Raw genomic sequence first — 17,224 nt, 5'->3', positions numbered from 1 at the left:
AATCACCCTCCTTTTCACCGCCACCCTGCGAGGCACGGCATGACCGATCAGACGATTTTCGAACCTTTCACCCTGGGCAAACTGACGCTCGACAATCGCATTGTCATGGCGCCCCTGACCCGCAATCGTGCCGGCAAGGGCCTGGTTCCCGGTGAACTGGCCGCTACTTACTACGCCCAGCGCGCCTCGGCGGGCCTGATCATCAGCGAAGCCACGCAGATCTCCGCCCAGGCCCAGGGGTATCAGGACACCCCCGGTCTGTACACGGCCGAGCAGATTGCCGGCTGGCGCAAGGTGACCGATGCGGTACACGCCAAGGGCGGTCGCATCTTCGTGCAGCTGTGGCATGTGGGCCGCGTCTCGCACGTCGACCTGCAACCCGGCGGCAATGCGCCGGTGGCGCCGTCGGCTATCCGTGCCGTTACCAAAACCTTCGTCAACAATGGTTTTCACGACGTTTCCGCCCCCCGCGCGCTGGAACTGGACGAGCTGCCGGCCCTCATCGAAGACTTCCGCCTCGCCGCGGCCAACGCGATGGCGGCGGGCTTCGACGGCGTCGAAGTGCACGGAGCCAATGGCTACCTGCTCGAGCAGTTCATCAAGGATGGCGCCAACCAGCGCACCGACCGCTACGGCGGCACCATCGAAAACCGCGCGCGCCTGCTGCTGGAGGTGACCGCCGCGGTGGCCAAGGAAATCGGTGCTGAGCGCACGGGTGTGCGCATCTCGCCGGTGTCGCCGGCATCGGGCATCAGTTGCAGTGACCCACAACCGCAGTACGACTACATCGCCGAGCGACTCAGCGCCCTCGGTGTGGTGTACCTGCATGTGGTGGAAGGCGCGACCGGTGGCCCGCGCGATGTCGCACCGTTCGATTACGACGCGCTGCGCAGCCGCTTCAAGCAGGTTTACCTGGCCAACAACGGCTATGACCTGGACCTGGCCACCGACCGAATCGCGCAAGGCAAAACCGACCTGGTCGCCTTCGGCCGTGCCTTCATCAGCAACCCGGATCTGGTCGAGCGGCTCAGCGCCAACGCGCCGCTCGCCCCGCTGGACCCCGCGACCCTGTATGGCGGTGGCGCGAAAGGCTACACCGACCATCCCACGCTGGGGTAATCCAACGAGCGCTCACACACGGCAGCCGCACTGCCTGGCAGGCGGCCCGATTCAATCCTTATCAAGGCACTTCCCATGAGTACGCTCGCAACTGTTCTTATCACCGGCGCCTCCTCGGGCATCGGCGCTGTGTATGCCGACCGCTTCGCCCGTCGCGGCCACAATCTCGTCCTGGTCGCCCGTGACAAGGGCCGCCTGGATACCCTGGCAGCACGCCTGCAGGCAGAAACCGGGGTTACCGTCGATGTGCTGCGCGCCGACCTGACGCAAGCGGGCGACCTGGCCGCCGTCGAGGCCCGCCTGCGTGAGGACGCCACCATCGGCATCCTGATCAACAACGCCGGCCTGGCCCAGGCCGGCACCTTCGTGACCCAGGACGCACAGGCTGTCGATCGGCTGATCGCCCTCAACATCACCGCCCTGACGCGGCTGGCCAATGCCATTGCACCGCGCCTGGCACAAGCCGGCGAAGGCGCGATCGTCAACCTGGGTTCAGTGGTCGGCCTGTCACCCGAGTTCGGCATGAGTATCTACGGGGCGGCCAAGGCCTACGTGCTGTTCCTGTCGCAAGGCCTGAGCCTGGAACTGGCGCCCAACGGCGTGTACGTGCAGGCGGTACTGCCCGCCGCGACCCGCACCGAAATCTGGGAGCGCGCCGGCATCGACATCAACACGCTGCCTGAGGTGATGGAAGTTGGCGAGCTGGTCGATGCCGCATTGGCCGGTTTCGACCGCCGCGAACTGGTCACCATCCCGCCGCTGCACGTCGCCGAACGCTGGGACGCACTGGACGCCGCGCGCAAGCTGCTGCTCTCCGACATCCGCATGGCCAACGCCGCCGAACGCTATCGGACAGCAGGCTGACCGCCGCCTGCCGGGCGGGTCGCGAAGGCGGCCACCTGGCAGAGCCTTGCCGTACCGCGAGAACTTCACGGCCAGCGCCCTGCAGACGCCCATTGATCACATGACCGAACGCGTGCCCAGAGCGTAAAGGAATCCACACCGTGAAAGCCTTCGTCATCGATCGTTACGCAAAGCGCGCTGCCGGGCGGATCGCCGAGGTTGCCGAACCCGACATGCAGGACGGCGACGTGCTGATCCAGGTGCATGCCGCCGGCGTGAACCTGCTGGACGTCAAGATCAGCTCGGGCGAATTCAAGTTCGTCCTTGCCTACCGCATGCCGTTGATTCTCGGCAACGATGTCGCCGGCACCGTGCTCAAGGTCGGTGCCAGCGTCACCCGTTTCAGGCCGGGCGACCAGGTGTATGCCCGGCCTGATCAGGAGCGCATCGGCAGTTTCGCCGAACGCATCGCGGTCGATGAGGACGCGCTGGCGCTCAAGCCGAGCAACCTGTCCATGGCAGAAGCAGCCAGCGTTCCGCTGGTGGCGTTGACCGCCTGGCAGGTGCTGGTCGAAACCGCGAAGCTGCAGAAGGGCCAGAAGGTGCTGATCCATGCCGGCTCCGGCGGGGTTGGTACCCTGGCCATCCAGTTGGCCAGGCACCTGGGCGCGTTCGTCGCCACCACGACCAGTACCGATAACGTCGAATGGGTAAAGGCCCTCGGTGCGGATGTGGTGATCGACTACCACAAGCAGGACTTCGCCGCCGAACTAAGCGGCTACGACGTGGTGCTCAACAGCCTGGGCAGCGACGTGCTGGAAAAATCCTTGCAGGTGCTCAGGCCAGGCGGCCAGCTGATTTCCATCTCAGGCCCGCCCACGGCGCAATTCGCGACCGAGCAACGGCTGGCCTGGCCGTTGAAACTGGTCATGCGCCTGCTGAGCCGGCGCATCCGCAAACAGGCGGCGCGACACGGCGTGGGTTATTCCTTCGTGTTCATGAGGGCCGACGGCAGGCAATTGAGCGACATCACCGCCCTGATCGAAGCGGGCGTCATCCGCCCGGTGGTCGAACAGGTGTTGCCTTTCGAGGCAACGGCCGAGGCCCTGGCCCATGTCGCCAACGGCCGCACCAAGGGCAAGGTCGTCGTCAAACTGCGCTGACGCGCTGCCCATGGCCTGCGCCACGGGCAACAAAAACCCGCGTGAACGGGCCGTGAAAACGCAGCGCACGAAGGTCAGGCAAGGCAAAAACCAGCGAAAACGCGCAGTTTCGAGTGGTAAATAAGCATTTTGCGCGGGTTTAACGCCGCATGACCGAGTGCAGTCGTTTTCACACAGCCTGTGAAAGCGGGCTTCTTGTTGGGCAGATGGTGCCGGAGATAGGAATCGAACCTACGACCTTCGCGTTACGAGTGCGCTGCTCTACCGACTGAGCTACACCGGCGGGGACCGCTATTATTTAGCAGCCTGGCAGCGTCGCTCAAGCAGTTTTTCTGCGGCCACGCTGGCGGATTTACCCCACCAGCTCGATGCGGTCTTCGTGAATGTGAATCAGCCCCTGCTTGTACAGGCCGCCGATGGCTTTCTTGAAATTGCCCTTGCTGACCCGGAACATCGCGCTGATGCGCTCAGGCGAACTCTTGTCGCTCAGTTCCAGCACACCGCCGCTGTCGCGCAGGCGGCTGAGTATTTGCTCGCTGAGGCCATCGGCGGCCTGCTGGCCGATCGGCTGCAGGCTGAGGCTGATCTTGCCGTCGCTGCGCAGCTCCTTGATGAAGCCCGGCTGGCGGATACCCGGGCGCATGAAGCCGATCACCTCGTTCTTGTGGATCAGCCCCCAATGCTTGCCATTGATGATCGCCTTGAAGCCCATGTCGGTCGGTTCCACCACCAGCAGGTCGACTTCTTCGCCGTTACGGTAAGCGGCCGGCAGCTTGTCCAGGTAACGATCCAGGCGCGCCGTCGCAGTGATACGGCGGCTGCGCTTGTCGACGAACACGTGCACCACGCAGTAATCGCCGATCTGCAGCGGGCGTTTTTCTTCGGAATGCGGCAGCAGCAGGTCCTTGGGCAGGCCCCAGTCGAGAAACAGCCCGACGCGGTTGATATCGACCACTTTCAGGCTGGCGAACTCGCCGACCTGCACCTTGGGCTTTTCCGTGGTGGCGATCAATTTGTCTTCGCTGTCGAGGTAGACGAATACGTTGAGCCAGTCTTCCACCTCGCTCGGCGTCTCCTTGGGGATGTAGCGCTTGGGCAACAGGATTTCGCCATCCGCCCCGCCATCCAGGTACAGACCGAAGTCGGTGTGCTTGACGACCTGCAAGGAATTCATACGTCCGATAACAGCCATGGTGCCTACCCTCGTTTTCAGCCGGGCAGTTTACCCGAGTCGCTTGCCGGATTCTCGGCTGTGGGCGCTCGGTTCGCGGCAATTTCTGTCCATTGGTCATTGAATGAACAGTGAAGCGCCTCACGGTGGTACAATAGGCGGCCATCTTGATTCTCGAGTAGGTTAAATGGCCGTCATGCGCGTCAAAGCATCCCAGAGCAAAGCTAAACCCGCCCCAGCGGTGGAAACCAGCGAATCGATCAACGCCCAGATTGCGGCGTTTCTCCAGTCCGGCGGCAAGATCCAGGAAATTGCCAAAGGCGTGAGCGGCCAGACCAACGGTCCAGCCAGCCGCCACATCACCATCGCCAAAAAGTAAGACCGGTCTATCGACCTGCAGCGTCTGCACGCCAGACGCCAGGTCGGCAACCCCCTCCCCTTCGCCCGTCCGGGCAATGATTTGTACGACATTATTCTCGTCTTCGCCCCATGCCGCTGGCGATGAGCACACGCATGTTTCAGAATGATGACATCTGCTCGTAGCAGTCGCCCTGGCTGCCTGCGGCCATTGAAACGACCTGGCTGCGCGTGCTCTGGCCTGTCGTTCACCGGCATCTGTTCAAGGAATATACGTGCGTTTTTTCAGCCCCTGGCTGCAGCGACCCGCCTGTGCACTGGTTGCCGCGGTCGCCCTGCTGCTTGTCGCGCCGCTCGCCAGCCGCTACGCACTGGGCTGGTCCCACCCGTTCGGCTATCTGTCGGACATGGCCGTTGGCAGCCTGCTGCTGTGGCTGGTGCAGCGTCGCGGCTTGTTTTCCGGCGTTGCGCTGATCCTCACCTGGCTGACGCTCAACCTGGGCACTGTCGAACTGGTCAGCGCGGTCGGGCGCATGCCGGAGCCGGCGGACCTGCACTACCTCACGGATGCACAGTTTCTCAGCCACTCGACCCAGGGCGGCGGCCTTACCCATCCCTGGCTGGCGGCCTCGCTGATTACAACCGCCCTGGTGTTTTTCGTACTGCTACTCGCCAGCCGCCAACGGCAGGCCGCCAAGCCCTCCGCGGCCTGGCTGCTGCTGCCGCTGGGTCTGTTCGCCAGCCACGCCGTTTACCAGTACCGCAGCCCCAGCGAAGCGGATCAATGGCTGCAGTTCAACCTGCCGCACAAATGGCTGGCGGAAAGCCTCAGCCTCGCGCAACTGGGCGTCGAGGACTGGCTCGCCCGCGGCCAGCCGAGCAGCCCGCCGGACGTCACCGGCCTGACTCGCCAGGATATGCAGGGCACGCCATTGCTGAGCGAGCCCGGCCGCGCCCGCAATGTGCTGATCATTACCCTGGAAGGCATCCCCGGCGCCTATATTGCCGCCAGTCGCCAAGCCGTCGGCAGCCACTATGACGGCGACCCCATGCCACGCCTGAGCCAGTGGGCCGAGCGCGGCATGCTGACCAGCGATTACGTGCTGCATGCCCACCAGACCATCCGCGGCCTCTATGCGATGCTCTGTGGCGACTACGACAAGCTCGCCTCCGGCACCCCGAAAGGCATCGAGCTGCTGGCCAACGCCGAACGCAGCGCCCAGTGTCTGCCGGCGCAGCTTCGCGACCAGGGTTTCAGCACCCATTTCCTGCAGGGCGCCGGGCTGCGATTCATGGCCAAGGACCAGATCATGCCGCGCATGGGCTTCGACAAGACCCTGGGTCGCGACTGGTTCCGCAACACGCCCTACCTGGATTTTGCCTGGGGCATGGATGACCGCGCCTACTTCGAAGGCGCGCTGAGCTACCTCGACGGCCTGCGCAAGCAGCGTTCACCCTGGATGCTCACGCTGCTGACCGTTGGCACCCACCAGCCCTACGCGGCGCCTGACGACTACCTCGACCGCCACCCCAGCGCCAAGCAGGCAGCCATTGCCTACCTGGACGATGCCATTGGTGATTTCCTCGATGCGCTGGAAAAGCGCGGCGTGCTCGAGGACACCCTGGTGGTGGTGACCTCTGACGAATCCCATGGCATCGAGCATGTGCGCCTGGCCTCCGCCTGGGGCTTCAACCTGATGCTGGCGCCGGAACAAGGCCAGCTGCCGTCGCTCAAGCGCGGCGTTTACGGGCATGTCGACCTGACCGCTTCGATTCTCGATTACTTCGCCCTGCCGCTGCCAGCAGATATCTCCGGCCGATCGATGCTGCGCGACTACGCCGAGGGCCGCGAGATCATTTCCTATACCAATGGCCTGCTGCGCGAGCACGATGGTCGCGGCACGCTGACCGAATGCAACTTTCAGCATGTCTGTCGCCGCTATGCCAGCCCCGGCTTCATCGCCGCGCACGCCGATTACCCGGGCCGGGTCAGTGGCAAGCCGGCGCGCCTGGTCAGCCAGCGGGCCGAACTGCTGGACCGTTCCCTCAGCGCCGGTCAGGGAAACCAGTTGCTGCAGTTCGCCAGCAACGAGCGCATTCGCCTGCGCACCACACCGGGCGATGATTGGGCAGACAACCTGATCGGCGCTCAGTACCTGGAGCTGCCCGAAGGTACGCAGACCCGCGTGACGCTGAAGATCAACGCCTTGAAGATGACGGACGCCGGCGCCACGCTGCGCCTCAAGACCAAGGAATACGACCGCGATGTACTGATCAACATCCCGGACCTGCCGGTACTCAGGGAGGGGCAGCCGCTGGAGCTGAGTTTTGCGTTCGATAACCTCGATACGCGCGAGGCATTTTCATTCCACCTGGTAGGCGAAGGCCAGGGCGCGATCGAGATCACCGACTTCAGCGTCGAGACACGGCCGCTCGAGCCCGAATTGCTTGCCGCTCAGGGCGAGGAAGAAGCCACCGAGCTTGCCCAGTGAACCTCCCTGACGGCATTCAGTAAATCGCGTAGCGCCGCTCGATCTCGGCGTACTCTCCGCTTGCGCGAATGGCTGCCAAGCCCTGGTCGAAGCGATCCCGTAGCGAGGCATCATGCAGCCCCAGGTGATACGGAGTGGTGGGGAACAGCTGATGCTCGACCACCGGCTGGGCGACGTCGACCTGGCCGTACACCTCACGGTTGAAGTAATGGAGGATGCGCCGGTCACCGATCACGACATCCACCCTGCCGCTGTAGAGCAGCCGATTGCGGGCGACCTGCTGGGCCTCCTCCTGGTAACGCGGATTGTCTTGCGCCATCTGCCGGAACTCGTCGCCGAGCAGAAAGCGCGCCCGTTGGAATGCGCGCACCGAGTAATGCCGCAGATCACTGATGCGCTCGAGTCTGTAACCACGGCTGGCCAGCGACATGGCGACATTCTGGTAATGGATGTAGGGCGCCGAATAGAAAGGGGCTCCACCGCCATGAGGGTTGGTGGTCGTCATGGCATCGAGCTCACCAAGCTTGAAGGAGCGGTGCAGACGCTCCATGGGCGAATAATAGGGTTTCACCGTGAGCCCGGCGGCTCTGGCGGCTGCCACCACCACATCGAACTCCAGCCCGCGGTCCTCACGTTCAAACACATAAGGGGGCTTGTGGGTACCAAAGCCGACCCTGAACTCCTCCGCCACGCAGTCCCAAGCGAGCAGCAATAGCGCCAGCGTCCACACCTTCATCGCGTACCTGCCGCTCATCAGCTCTAGAGCCTGTGGTATAGCGGCAGCCAATCAGGCTGTCCAGCGCCGTAGCGCGCAATGGCAACGGCGCTGGTCAGCCGAGCGATCTCGGGGCCGTCAGACCAGCGTGGCCCTGGGCACCAGGCCGTCGAAGACGTCCGGGGTCAAGGCGGCCAGCCCATGCTGATCGAGCACCTCCCGCGGGTGCTGCTCGCCAGGAAAGGTACTGTCAATCATGCTCAGCAGCTGCGCGCCGCGTGGGGTGAGCATGAAGTTCTCGCCATTGCCGCCTTCACGCTCGGGACGGGGCTCGATGAAACCGCCACCCAGTAGCGTCGCCTCGTAGCGGTCCGCCTCGGCCTTGAGCCCGTCTACGTCCTGAACATTCTGCCCGGCCTGTTGCAGGGCTTCGGCCAGTTCCTGCGCGCAGCGACGCGGTAAGAAAGGCTGGTCAGCACTGTTTTGCACAGCGTGCAGCATGCGCTCGATGAGATCCCAGTTATGGGTTTGGGTCTGAGTCGTCATATCATCATCTCCCACCATTCAGGCACCCGATGGGACTATCGGATGCGGCGCCCGCAGGCACCTGTAGAACTGTGACGCCGCTGCGCTGAGCAAGGTTCGTCCTATCTGCTCGAACGCCGCCCGAACCAGGAAAATCGGCGCCAGTCTGAGGCGTATTCCCTCCATCCATACAGGATTTACCCATGCTTCGCCGGCCTCTGCTGCGCCCCCTTCTCAGCGCTATTCTTCTGGCCGCCGTGGTGCCCTCGGCGCTGGCGGCCGAGCCGCTGCGGCTCAAGCACCTGTACCGCTGCGACGACGTACTGGACCGTAACCGCCAGACCTTCTGCCTCGATGCTCGCGGCATGGCAAACGGTGAACTGCGCGTGCTGCTCGATGGCAAGCCGTTGCCCGCCAGCGCGATCGACCGCCGCGAAGGCCTGCGCATCAGCCTGGATAGCGAACGCTACCGCAGCGGCCCGCTGTGGCTGCAGCAGGGCGAAGCGGTGAGCAACCCGGTGTGGCTGTCGATGGCCGGCAGTCATGTGCTGGCGGCCAAACCCGGCGAAGTGGCCAAGAACATGGACGGTCTGAACACCTACGTCGACCTGGTCAGCGTGGTGATCGAGGAAGATGCCCAGGGCCTCGACACGGCCAGGGCACTGGCGCAGAAATACGGCGCCGAGGTGGTCGGGGCGATCCCGCCGCTCAACACCTTCCAGTTGCGCCTGCCCGCCAAGGACCTGATAGAGCGCGATGCGCTGGTGCTCCGCCTGGGCAGCGAGCTCAGCGTGGATGCCGTGGTGATCGAGGAATCCGCCGCGGAAGAGCAGGAGGCGCCTGCCGGCGAGGCGACCAACGAGCATCTCGATGAAGACGAATGGGCAGCCAACCGCTTTCTCGATGCAGTCAATTACTACCAGCGGCGCATCACCTCGAAGGGCTCCCCGATCACCACCACACCCGTGCGCATCGGGCTGATCGAGCGTAACGTCGATTTCGACGCACCGGACTTCCAGGACTACCTCGGCGCCGCCGAACGCCAGGGCCATACCCCGCATACCCGGCTGTACAGCCGCGACGCCGACAAACCCAATGGCCATGGCTCCACCGTGGCCGGCATTCTCGCCGCACGCTGGGACAACGGCGGCAACACCGGATTCCTGCGCGGCCTGGACGGCGCCGGCCCGGGCTTCGAGGTCATCGTCGACCGCAACTCCGACGCTGGCATCACCGCCAACGTCGCGGCCTCGGTGAATCTGGTAGAAGACGGTGTGCGGGTATTGAACTGGAGCTGGGGTATCCACCGAGTCGGCGCCAGGAACATTCACGGCGACGAAATCGACTCCCTGGTGCGCTCGGGCGTGGCGATGAGCGGCTACGAGGAGTTGCTCGAGGAATTCTTCCTGTGGCTGCGCCGCGAGCACCCGGACGTGGTGGTGATCAATTCCGCCGGCAATGGCGCCTCGTTCTCGGGTGCCGATGATTATCGCCTGCCCTCTTCTTTCGTCACCGAGCAGTTGTTGGTGGTCGGCGGTCACCAACGCAGTGAACGCCGTGATGTCGCCGTGGATGATCCGGCTTACGTCACCCGGCGCAGTTCCTCGAACGTCGACACCCGGGTCGATATCACCGCTGCCGCCTGCGTACGCGCGTCCACTGCTGCCGAGGACCAGCAGGGCAAGGTGCATTGCGGTACCTCCTATGCCACGCCGCTGGTGGCCGGCGTAGTGGCAGCGCTGATGTCGGTCAACCCCTCGTTGCATCCCGATCAGCTGCGCATGCTGCTGCGCCGCAGCGCCATGACCATCGGCGAGGAATTCGACTTCGAACCTACCGACGCCGACGACCTGACTGCGCCCATCCTGCCGTCCGAACGCGGCTTCAACCTGAACGACAAGGACATCGGCCGTTCCGCTCGGCTGGACATGCAAAAGGCCCTGGATCTGACGGTCAGGAGCCTGGATCAGAAGAAATGATGCGCCGGGTAAAAGCCTGAACCTTCACGCTGGGCGGGCACTCAACCGCTTCGAGCCCAGCGTGAGGTAACCCGTATGATCAAGTACATGGCGCCGCTTTGCGGCCTGGCCCTGGCGCTCTACGGCACCAGCCAGGCGCAGGCCTGCAGCACCGACGAGGCCGCCGCCCGGGCGCAGGAGCTGGCGGCCAAGGTCGAGGAAATCACCCAGCGCGATCCCGAGCGCGCCGCCCTGCTGCGTGAGCAGCTCAGGCAGGCGCCGCCGCAAACCGCTGGCGAGCAGGCCGGCAGTGAATGCGAGGCATACGACGAGCGCCTGCGCGAACTCGAAGCGATCGGCGGCGAGGTCGAGGAGCAGGTGCAAGAGGAGCAGGTCGAATAAGCCAGATCGGGCAGGCGCGCACGTCACGCGCCTCGCCAGCTGGAGCCTGCGTCGCTGCCGCGATCACAGGCGCCAGGCGGTTCAGGCATCGGCGGCGGGCGTCTTGCGCTTCAGCGGGGCGAGACCGTCCTGGCTGACCAGGGTCGGCGCGTCATTTTTTGGCTTGTTGACCGTGTTGCGCTTGGCCGGGGTTTTCGCCGCTGGCTTCTTGGCGATCTTCTTGCCGGTCTTCGGGTCGATCTTTTTCTTTTTCGCGCCCACTGCCTTGCCGGACGCCTTGAGGTTCTTCGGCCCCTGGTAGCTGCCTTTGAGCTCCTTGATGCTGCGGCGCTCGAAACGCTGTTTGAGATAGCGCTCGATACTCGACATCAGGTTCCAGTCGCCATGGGTGATTAGCGAAATCGCCGTGCCTTCGCTACCGGCACGACCGGTACGGCCGACCCGGTGTACGTAGTCGTCACCTGAGCGCGGCATGTCGAAGTTGATCACCAGGTCGAGGCCGTCGACGTCCAGGCCGCGGGCGGCCACATCGGTGGCCACCAGCACCTTTACCGCGCCCTGGCGCAGACGGTCGATGGCCAGCTTGCGGTCCTTCTGGTCTTTCTCGCCGTGCAGTACGAAGGTCTTGAATTCCTTGGCCACCAGCTTGCCGTAGAGGCGATCGGCCTGGGCGCGGGTGTTGGTGAAGATGATTGCCTTGTCGTAGGTCTCGTTGCCGAGCAGCCATTCGACCAACTGTTCCTTGTGGTAGTTGTGGTCGGCGGTGATGATCTGCTGGCGGGTGCCCTCGGCCAGTTCGCTGACCCGGTTGAGCTGGAGGTGCAGCGGGTCGCGCAGCACTTTGGCGATCACTTCACGCAGGCCGGCGCCGCCGCTGGTAGCGGAGAACAGCAGGGTCTGATGCTGGTTGCCACACAGTTCCGCCAGGCGCTGCACGTCTTCGGCAAAGCCCATGTCGAGCATGCGGTCGGCTTCGTCCAGCACCAGCATTTCGACGTCGTCGAACAGCAGGTTGCCGGCGTTGGCGTGCTCGATCAAGCGCCCCGGGGTACCGATCAGGATGTCGATCTTGCGCATCACCGCCGCCTGCACCTTGAAATCCTCGCCGCCTGTGACCAGGCCAGCCTTGAGAAAGGTGAACTGGGCGAAGCGCTCGACTTCCTTGAGCGTCTGCTGGGCCAGCTCGCGGGTCGGCAGCAGGATCAGCGCACGCACGCTCAGGCGCTGCTTGGAATTACCGTCGCCGAGCAGGCGATGCAGCATCGGCAGAACGAAGGCCGCGGTCTTGCCGCTGCCGGTCTGGGCGGTCACGCGCAGATCCTTGCCCTGCAGCGCAGGCGGAATCGCTGCCGCCTGTACCGGAGTCGGCTCGACAAAATTAAGCTCGGCCACGGCTTTGAGCAGGCGTTCATGCAGGGCAAATTGGGCAAACACGGGACAACCTCGATGCAAATGTTAAATCAGCCGCATAGGGTACCGCGTTAGCGCCTCGGGGCCGAATGCTTTCTCCGAACGGCAGGCTGAAAAACCTGCATCGCCCTTTCGATTTCAACCGCGCGGCCGCGTCGGCATCCTCGCCAACCTTTCATTAGCCAGGGCGCAGGCGGCTGACGCGGGCCGTGCGGCAGCCGCGTGTGTATGCCGTTTTGCCTGGCCATCTGTATCTAACCGCCTGCCGGCGCACGCCCTACCATGCCTGCAAGCCGCATATGCCGGTGGATGCCAGGCAATGCAAGCGGCACTCGAATGCACAAAACCAGGAGCCGCAAGATGCCCGAATTGCCCAACCTGATGGCCTATGCGCTGATTTCCCTTGGCATGGTCCTGACCCCCGGCCCGAACATGCTCTACCTCATCTCCCGGTCGATCTGTCAGGGGCCCATGGCCGGGCTGATATCCCTGGGCGGCGTGGCGCTGGGCTTCGTTTTCTACATGGTATGCGCGGCGCTGGGCATCACCGCGCTGCTGCTGACCGTCCCCTATGCGTACGACGCCGTGCGAATTGGCGGCGCCGTGTATCTGCTGTACCTGGCCTGGCAGGCTGTCAAGCCCGGCGCACGCTCGCCGTTCCAGGTCCGCGACCTGCCGAAGGACAGCCCGCGCACCCTGTTCACGATGGGCTTCGTCACCAACCTGCTGAACCCCAAGATCGCCGTCATGTACCTGTCGTTACTGCCACAATTCATCGAGCCCTCCGGCCCCGGGAGCGTGCTGACGCAGTCGCTGGTGCTGGGCTTCACGCAGATCGTCATCAGCGTGAGCGTCAACGCGCTGATTGCCCTGATGGCCGGTTCCATCGCGGTGTTCTTCGTCAACCGGCCGTTGTGGCAGCGTGTGCAGCGCTGGGTGATGGCCACGGTGTTGGCGGGTCTGGCGGTGCGCATGGCGCTCGAAGCACGGCGCTGAGACAGGCTGTGGGAAACTAATGCGCTCGGTCAGGCGACCTTTGGCAGCCGCCTCTCCCCGGCAGCAACTCAGAGCGGTTGGCGCATGCGCCGCTGCTTGATCAGCAAGCGCCCGCTGTCCCACCCCACCAGCACCACCGCCAGCCAGATCGGCAGGTAGGTGAGAAACTGCGCCGAGTCGAACTGCTCGCCCAGAAACACCAGGCTGACCATGAACAGCAGCACGGGCTCAACGTAGCTGAGGATGCCGAACAGCCCCAGCGGCAACAGCCGCGCCGATGCCATCATCGCGGCCAGGGCGATGGTGCCCAGCAGCGCCATGCCCGGTACCAGCCACCACAGGCGCGGAAATTCATCGAACACGTTGGCCGGTGCCCACTGCAGGATCATCCACACAGCCAGCGGCGCCAGCATCAGCATCTCCAGGATTAGCCCGGACAGCGCGTCCAGGCGCATCCAGCGGCGCAACATGAAGTACGGCGGGTAGCCCAACGCGGTGACCAGGGTTACCCAGGAAAATGCCTGGGAGCGCCACAGTTCGTGCAGCACACCTGCGAACGCACAGGCCACGGCGATCTTCTGCAAGGGGCGCAGGCGCTCGCCATAGAACACCCGGCCGACCAGCACCATGGCCAGCGGCAGCAGGAAGTAGCCCAGCGACACATCCAGCATATGCCCGGTGAGTGGCGCCCACACGAACAGAAACCACTGCACACCGATCAGCGCAGCAGACAGCGGCAGCGCCGCCAGCAGCAACGGCTCGCTGCGCAGGCGCTGCAGCACCGCATGCAGCACTGGCCATTGGCGCAGGACGGTGACCAGCAGCAGGACCGCCGGGATCGACCAGAGCACCCGCTGAGCGAATACCTGCCAGCCATCCAGCGGCGTGAGCATCTGCACGTAACCGGGGATCAGCGCGAACAGGATCGAGGCGCTCACGGAGAACACCACACCACGGCCGGAAAGGGTCATCACGCACCTCGAAGAAAACAAAGCCACCCACATCTGCAGCCTATCAGCAGGCCGCCAGCCTTGATGCCGAGACGGCGCAGGCAGATACGTCAACGCCGCTGCGCGAGCGGCGGCGCACCATAACGGTTCGGCGTGCGGTGGACAATCACCGGCTCTGGCAGATGCCAGGCAAAAGGCGACGGCGCGGCTATGGAGAACTGCTGGCGGGCGCGAGGGGCCCGCAAGAAGACCGTGATCAGATGATCTGGGCGAGGCGCCGCTCGGCGGCGTCGATGCCCCTGGCCCTGTATTCAGGCCCGAGGTTGAGGCCTTCGGCGTGGATGAAGGTAACGTCGTGGATGCCCACCAAGCCGAGCACCTGACGCAGGTAGGGTTCCTGATGGTCCTGGCACCCGCCGGCATAGAGGCCGCCGCGTGCGGTGATCACAAAGGCGCGCTTGCCGTGCAGCATGCCCTGGGGGCCGTTCTCGCTGTAGCGGAAGGTCACGCCGGCACGCACCACATGGTCGAACCAGGCTTTCAGCGTGCTGGGGATGGCGAAGTTGTACATCGGCGCGCCCAGCAGCAGGACATCGGCGGCCAATAGCTCATCGATCAGCCCATCGGCGCGCAGCAACGCCGCACGCTCGGCATCGCCGTGGCAGCCCGCCGGCTGCGTCCAGGCGTTGAGCAGCACGCTATCCAGATGCGGCACCGGCTCGGTAGCGAGATCGCGTCGGCAGACCCCGTCATCAGGGTGCGCCGCTTGCCAGCACACCAGAAAACGCTCGGTCAGTTGCCGGGAAATAGAGCCGAGCTGGCGCGCACTGCTTTCAATCACCAGTAGCTGAGCCATGGGCCTCCATCGACAAATGCAATCAAACGATGGGGGCGAGACTAGATTCACGAGGTTCGATAATAAAGCGTAAATATCCGCTGCTACATATCGACCACGTTGATTTGTTCAGGCGCAAACCCTAGGCTGCCGCAAGCCCGCTATTGCGGTTGGCACGTGAGCTCCACCCGCAGGCGGATGACGCTGCGCGCGAACTTCACGGTCAGGTTGCCGCTCTGCCCAGGCGCCAGGTTCACGCTGCGCGTGCGCGGGGCCTCGGGGCCGTTGCGAAATACCGCCTTGCACGAGGCCGCCGTGGCGCCGTAGTTCTGCACCATCACGGCAGCCATGTCGTGGTCAATTTCCCGGGGGCTGGCCGAGACTTCGGCGCCATTGAACTGCTTCTCGAGCTCGATGGGATAGGCCTGCACTGCCAATGGCAGCAAGGCAACGAGTGCGCAGCATATTTTTTTCATGGCAGGCCTCCGGCGGTGGGCTGTCAGTTTACGGCCAGGACCTGTCCCGTGCACAGGGACTGGCGAAGGAGAGGCAATGAAGGCTCCACGTGTAACCCTCGATCAGTGGCGCACCCTGCAGGCAGTGGTCGATCACGGCGGCTTCGCCCAGGCTGCCGAAGTGCTGCACCGCTCGCAGTCGTCGGTCAGCTACACCGTGGCACGCATGCAGGAACAACTGGGCGTACCGTTGCTGCGCATCGACGGCCGCAAGGCGGTGCTTACCGAAGCCGGCGACGTACTGCTGCGCCGCTCACGGCAATTGGTCAAGCAGGCCAGCCAGTTGGAGGACCTTGCGCAACACATGGAACAGGGCTGGGAAGCCGAAGTGCGCCTGGTGGTCGATGCAGCCTACCCGAGCGCGCGTCTGGTGCGCGCGCTGACGGCGTTCATGCCGCAAAGCCGCGGTTGCCGGGTGCGCCTGCGCGAAGAGGTATTATCGGGCGTGGAGGAGGTGCTCAAGGAAGGCGTCGCCGACCTGGCGATCAGTGGCTACAACATCCCGGGTTTTCTCGGCTCGGAGATGAGCCCCGTGGAATTTGTCGCCGTGGCCCACCCGGACCACGCCCTGCATCGCCTGCAACGGCAGTTGAGTTTCCAGGACCTGGAAACCCAGATGCAGGTGGTGATTCGCGACTCCGGGCGCCAGCAACCCCGCGATGTAGGCTGGCTCGGCGCGGAGCAGCGCTGGACGGTGGGCAGCCTGGCCACCGCAGCCACCTTCGTCGGCAGCGGCCTGGGCTTCGCCTGGTTGCCGCGGCACCTGATCGAACGCGAGCTGGGTGACGGCCTGCTCAAGCCATTGCCCCTCGACAAGGGCGGTAGCCGCAAACCGGTGTTCTTTCTCTACGCCAGCAAGGACAAGGCCCTCGGGCCGGCCACCCAGATTCTCACCGACCTGATCCAGCGCTTCGACGCCGCCCCGTTGAACGCGGCATTCGCCTCCCCGCCTACGCCCGCCTGAACCGGCCGGCTGCGTGGGCGCATGACGGGCCGCGTGGAATCCGGGTCCGCGGTATCTGTCCTGGCCCGCGGCACGCCGCCCATTACGCGGCGTACCGGGTACGGCGCAGCCGCATCGCGGCAGCGCGACCCGCTGTCTGCTTGCCTTTCTGCATGAAGTCGAAAACACTGCTGCCATCTCACTCAAGGACTACGCCCGATGTTGAAGAAACTTGCCCTCACCGCCTGCTCGCTGCTGTTCACCGCCCACCTGATGGCGGCGGAAAACCCTACCGTGCTGCTGACCACCAGCCTGGGCGAAATCGAGGTTCAGCTCGATGAGCAGAAGGCGCCGATCAGCACGAAGAATTTCCTGGCCTACGTGGACAGCGGTTTCTACAAGGGCACGCAGTTTCACCGGGTGATTCCGGGCTTCATGGTGCAGGGCGGCGGGTTCGACGAGAACATGCGCGAAAAGGACACCAAGGCGCCGATCAAGAACGAAGCCGACAACGGCCTGCACAACGTGCGCGGCACCCTGGCCATGGCCCGCACCCAGGTACGCGATTCGGCGACCAGCCAGTTCTTCATCAATCACACCGACAACGCCTTCCTCGACCACGGTTCGCGCGACTTCGGCTACGCCGTGTTCGGCAAGGTCACCCGTGGCATGGAAGTGGTAGACCGCATCGCCCAGGTGCGTACCGCCAACCGCGCCGGCCAGCAGAACGTACCGGTCGACCCGGTGGTGATTCTCGACGCCAAGCGCCTCTGATACTGCTACCCTCTTGCCCATAACTCGCGTGCCGGTGCACGCGAGTTCATCCCCGA

General features: G+C 64.3%; 17 protein-coding genes and 1 tRNA gene. 10 read left to right on the top strand and 8 right to left on the bottom strand.

Annotation, left to right across the window (positions count from 1 at the left end; all coding sequences use genetic code 11):
* Nucleotides 1–39: 39 nt before the first annotated feature.
* From ACZ0AV_RS21495 to ACZ0AV_RS21485, 3 genes are all read left to right on the top strand, one after another.
* On the top strand, nt 40–1,119 hold the full coding sequence (locus ACZ0AV_RS21495) for an alkene reductase (protein WP_499152894.1): 1,080 nt from the start codon (nt 40–42) through the stop codon (nt 1,117–1,119).
* Between the two features lie 75 nt (nt 1,120–1,194).
* Nucleotides 1,195–1,983 carry an SDR family NAD(P)-dependent oxidoreductase gene (locus ACZ0AV_RS21490; protein ID WP_499152893.1) on the top strand — a complete coding sequence of 263 codons (789 nt, stop codon included), beginning with the start codon at nt 1,195–1,197 and terminating at the stop codon, nt 1,981–1,983.
* Between the two features lie 140 nt (nt 1,984–2,123).
* The gene (locus ACZ0AV_RS21485) at nt 2,124–3,125 is read left to right on the top strand and encodes an NADP-dependent oxidoreductase (RefSeq protein ID WP_499152892.1); all 1,002 of its coding nucleotides are present in this window, start codon (nt 2,124–2,126) and stop codon (nt 3,123–3,125) included.
* Between the two features lie 207 nt (nt 3,126–3,332).
* Here the strand turns inward: ACZ0AV_RS21485 and ACZ0AV_RS21480 are convergent.
* A tRNA-Thr gene (locus tag ACZ0AV_RS21480) sits at nt 3,333–3,408 on the bottom strand.
* Between the two features lie 69 nt (nt 3,409–3,477).
* Nucleotides 3,478–4,317 (bottom strand): CvfB family protein, encoded by an 840-nt coding sequence (locus ACZ0AV_RS21475; RefSeq protein WP_499152891.1) that lies wholly within the window; start codon nt 4,315–4,317, stop codon nt 3,478–3,480.
* Nucleotides 4,318–4,483: 166 nt separating this feature from the next.
* Here ACZ0AV_RS21475 and ACZ0AV_RS21470 point away from each other — a divergent pair, with 166 nt between their 5' ends.
* On the top strand, nt 4,484–4,675 hold the full coding sequence (locus ACZ0AV_RS21470; protein WP_175154230.1) for a PFL_1563 family small protein: 192 nt from the start codon (nt 4,484–4,486) through the stop codon (nt 4,673–4,675).
* A gap of 253 nt (nt 4,676–4,928) precedes the next feature.
* On the top strand, nt 4,929–7,145 hold the full coding sequence (locus ACZ0AV_RS21465; RefSeq protein WP_499152890.1) for an LTA synthase family protein: 2,217 nt from the start codon (nt 4,929–4,931) through the stop codon (nt 7,143–7,145).
* A 16-nt stretch (nt 7,146–7,161) separates the two neighbouring features.
* Here the strand turns inward: ACZ0AV_RS21465 and ACZ0AV_RS21460 are convergent, their stop codons facing one another.
* Together ACZ0AV_RS21460 and ACZ0AV_RS21455 are read right to left on the bottom strand one after the other, a co-directional pair.
* Nucleotides 7,162–7,899 carry a substrate-binding periplasmic protein gene (locus ACZ0AV_RS21460; RefSeq protein WP_499152889.1) on the bottom strand — a complete coding sequence of 246 codons (738 nt, stop codon included), beginning with the start codon at nt 7,897–7,899 and terminating at the stop codon, nt 7,162–7,164.
* A gap of 99 nt (nt 7,900–7,998) precedes the next feature.
* Entirely contained in the window at nt 7,999–8,406 is a 408-nt protein-coding gene (locus ACZ0AV_RS21455) for a transcriptional regulator (protein ID WP_499152888.1), read from the bottom strand.
* 182 nt (nt 8,407–8,588) lie between these two features.
* On the opposite strand from ACZ0AV_RS21455, the gene ACZ0AV_RS21450 reads away from it, so the two are divergent.
* The gene (locus ACZ0AV_RS21450) at nt 8,589–10,364 is read left to right on the top strand and encodes a S8/S53 family peptidase (protein ID WP_499152887.1); all 1,776 of its coding nucleotides are present in this window, start codon (nt 8,589–8,591) and stop codon (nt 10,362–10,364) included.
* A 75-nt stretch (nt 10,365–10,439) separates the two neighbouring features.
* A complete protein-coding gene (locus ACZ0AV_RS21445) occupies nt 10,440–10,745 on the top strand; it encodes a hypothetical protein (RefSeq protein WP_499152886.1) in 306 nt (101 codons plus the stop codon).
* 81 nt (nt 10,746–10,826) lie between these two features.
* On the opposite strand, the gene ACZ0AV_RS21440 is transcribed toward ACZ0AV_RS21445, so the two are convergent.
* Nucleotides 10,827–12,179 carry a DEAD/DEAH box helicase gene (locus tag ACZ0AV_RS21440; RefSeq protein ID WP_499152885.1) on the bottom strand — a complete coding sequence of 451 codons (1,353 nt, stop codon included), beginning with the start codon at nt 12,177–12,179 and terminating at the stop codon, nt 10,827–10,829.
* Nucleotides 12,180–12,515: 336 nt separating this feature from the next.
* On the opposite strand from ACZ0AV_RS21440, the gene ACZ0AV_RS21435 reads away from it, so the two are divergent.
* Nucleotides 12,516–13,151 carry a LysE family translocator gene (locus ACZ0AV_RS21435; protein WP_499152884.1) on the top strand — a complete coding sequence of 212 codons (636 nt, stop codon included), beginning with the start codon at nt 12,516–12,518 and terminating at the stop codon, nt 13,149–13,151.
* Nucleotides 13,152–13,219: 68 nt separating this feature from the next.
* On the opposite strand, the gene rarD is transcribed toward ACZ0AV_RS21435, so the two are convergent.
* The 3 genes from rarD to ACZ0AV_RS21420 all read right to left on the bottom strand — a co-directional run bounded on the left by rarD (nt 13,220) and on the right by ACZ0AV_RS21420 (nt 15,412).
* Nucleotides 13,220–14,122: an EamA family transporter RarD gene (rarD, locus tag ACZ0AV_RS21430; protein ID WP_499152883.1), complete on the bottom strand. Its 903-nt coding sequence runs from the start codon at nt 14,120–14,122 to the stop codon at nt 13,220–13,222.
* 235 nt (nt 14,123–14,357) lie between these two features.
* Nucleotides 14,358–14,957, bottom strand: a complete 600-nt coding sequence (locus ACZ0AV_RS21425) for an FMN-dependent NADH-azoreductase (RefSeq protein WP_499152882.1) — start codon at nt 14,955–14,957, stop codon at nt 14,358–14,360.
* A 140-nt stretch (nt 14,958–15,097) separates the two neighbouring features.
* Nucleotides 15,098–15,412 carry a 3-phosphoglycerate kinase gene (locus ACZ0AV_RS21420; RefSeq protein ID WP_499152881.1) on the bottom strand — a complete coding sequence of 105 codons (315 nt, stop codon included), beginning with the start codon at nt 15,410–15,412 and terminating at the stop codon, nt 15,098–15,100.
* A gap of 76 nt (nt 15,413–15,488) precedes the next feature.
* Between ACZ0AV_RS21420 and ACZ0AV_RS21415 the strand changes: the two genes are divergently transcribed.
* Both ACZ0AV_RS21415 and ACZ0AV_RS21410 read left to right on the top strand, forming a co-directional pair.
* The gene (locus ACZ0AV_RS21415) at nt 15,489–16,415 is read left to right on the top strand and encodes a LysR family transcriptional regulator (protein ID WP_499152880.1); all 927 of its coding nucleotides are present in this window, start codon (nt 15,489–15,491) and stop codon (nt 16,413–16,415) included.
* 198 nt (nt 16,416–16,613) lie between these two features.
* Nucleotides 16,614–17,168: a peptidylprolyl isomerase gene (locus ACZ0AV_RS21410; protein ID WP_499152879.1), complete on the top strand. Its 555-nt coding sequence runs from the start codon at nt 16,614–16,616 to the stop codon at nt 17,166–17,168.
* Nucleotides 17,169–17,224 lie beyond the last annotated feature (56 nt).

This window comes from Pseudomonas sp. AC532, assembly GCF_979258965.1.
This window is presented reverse-complemented; position numbering and strand designations above follow the sequence as displayed.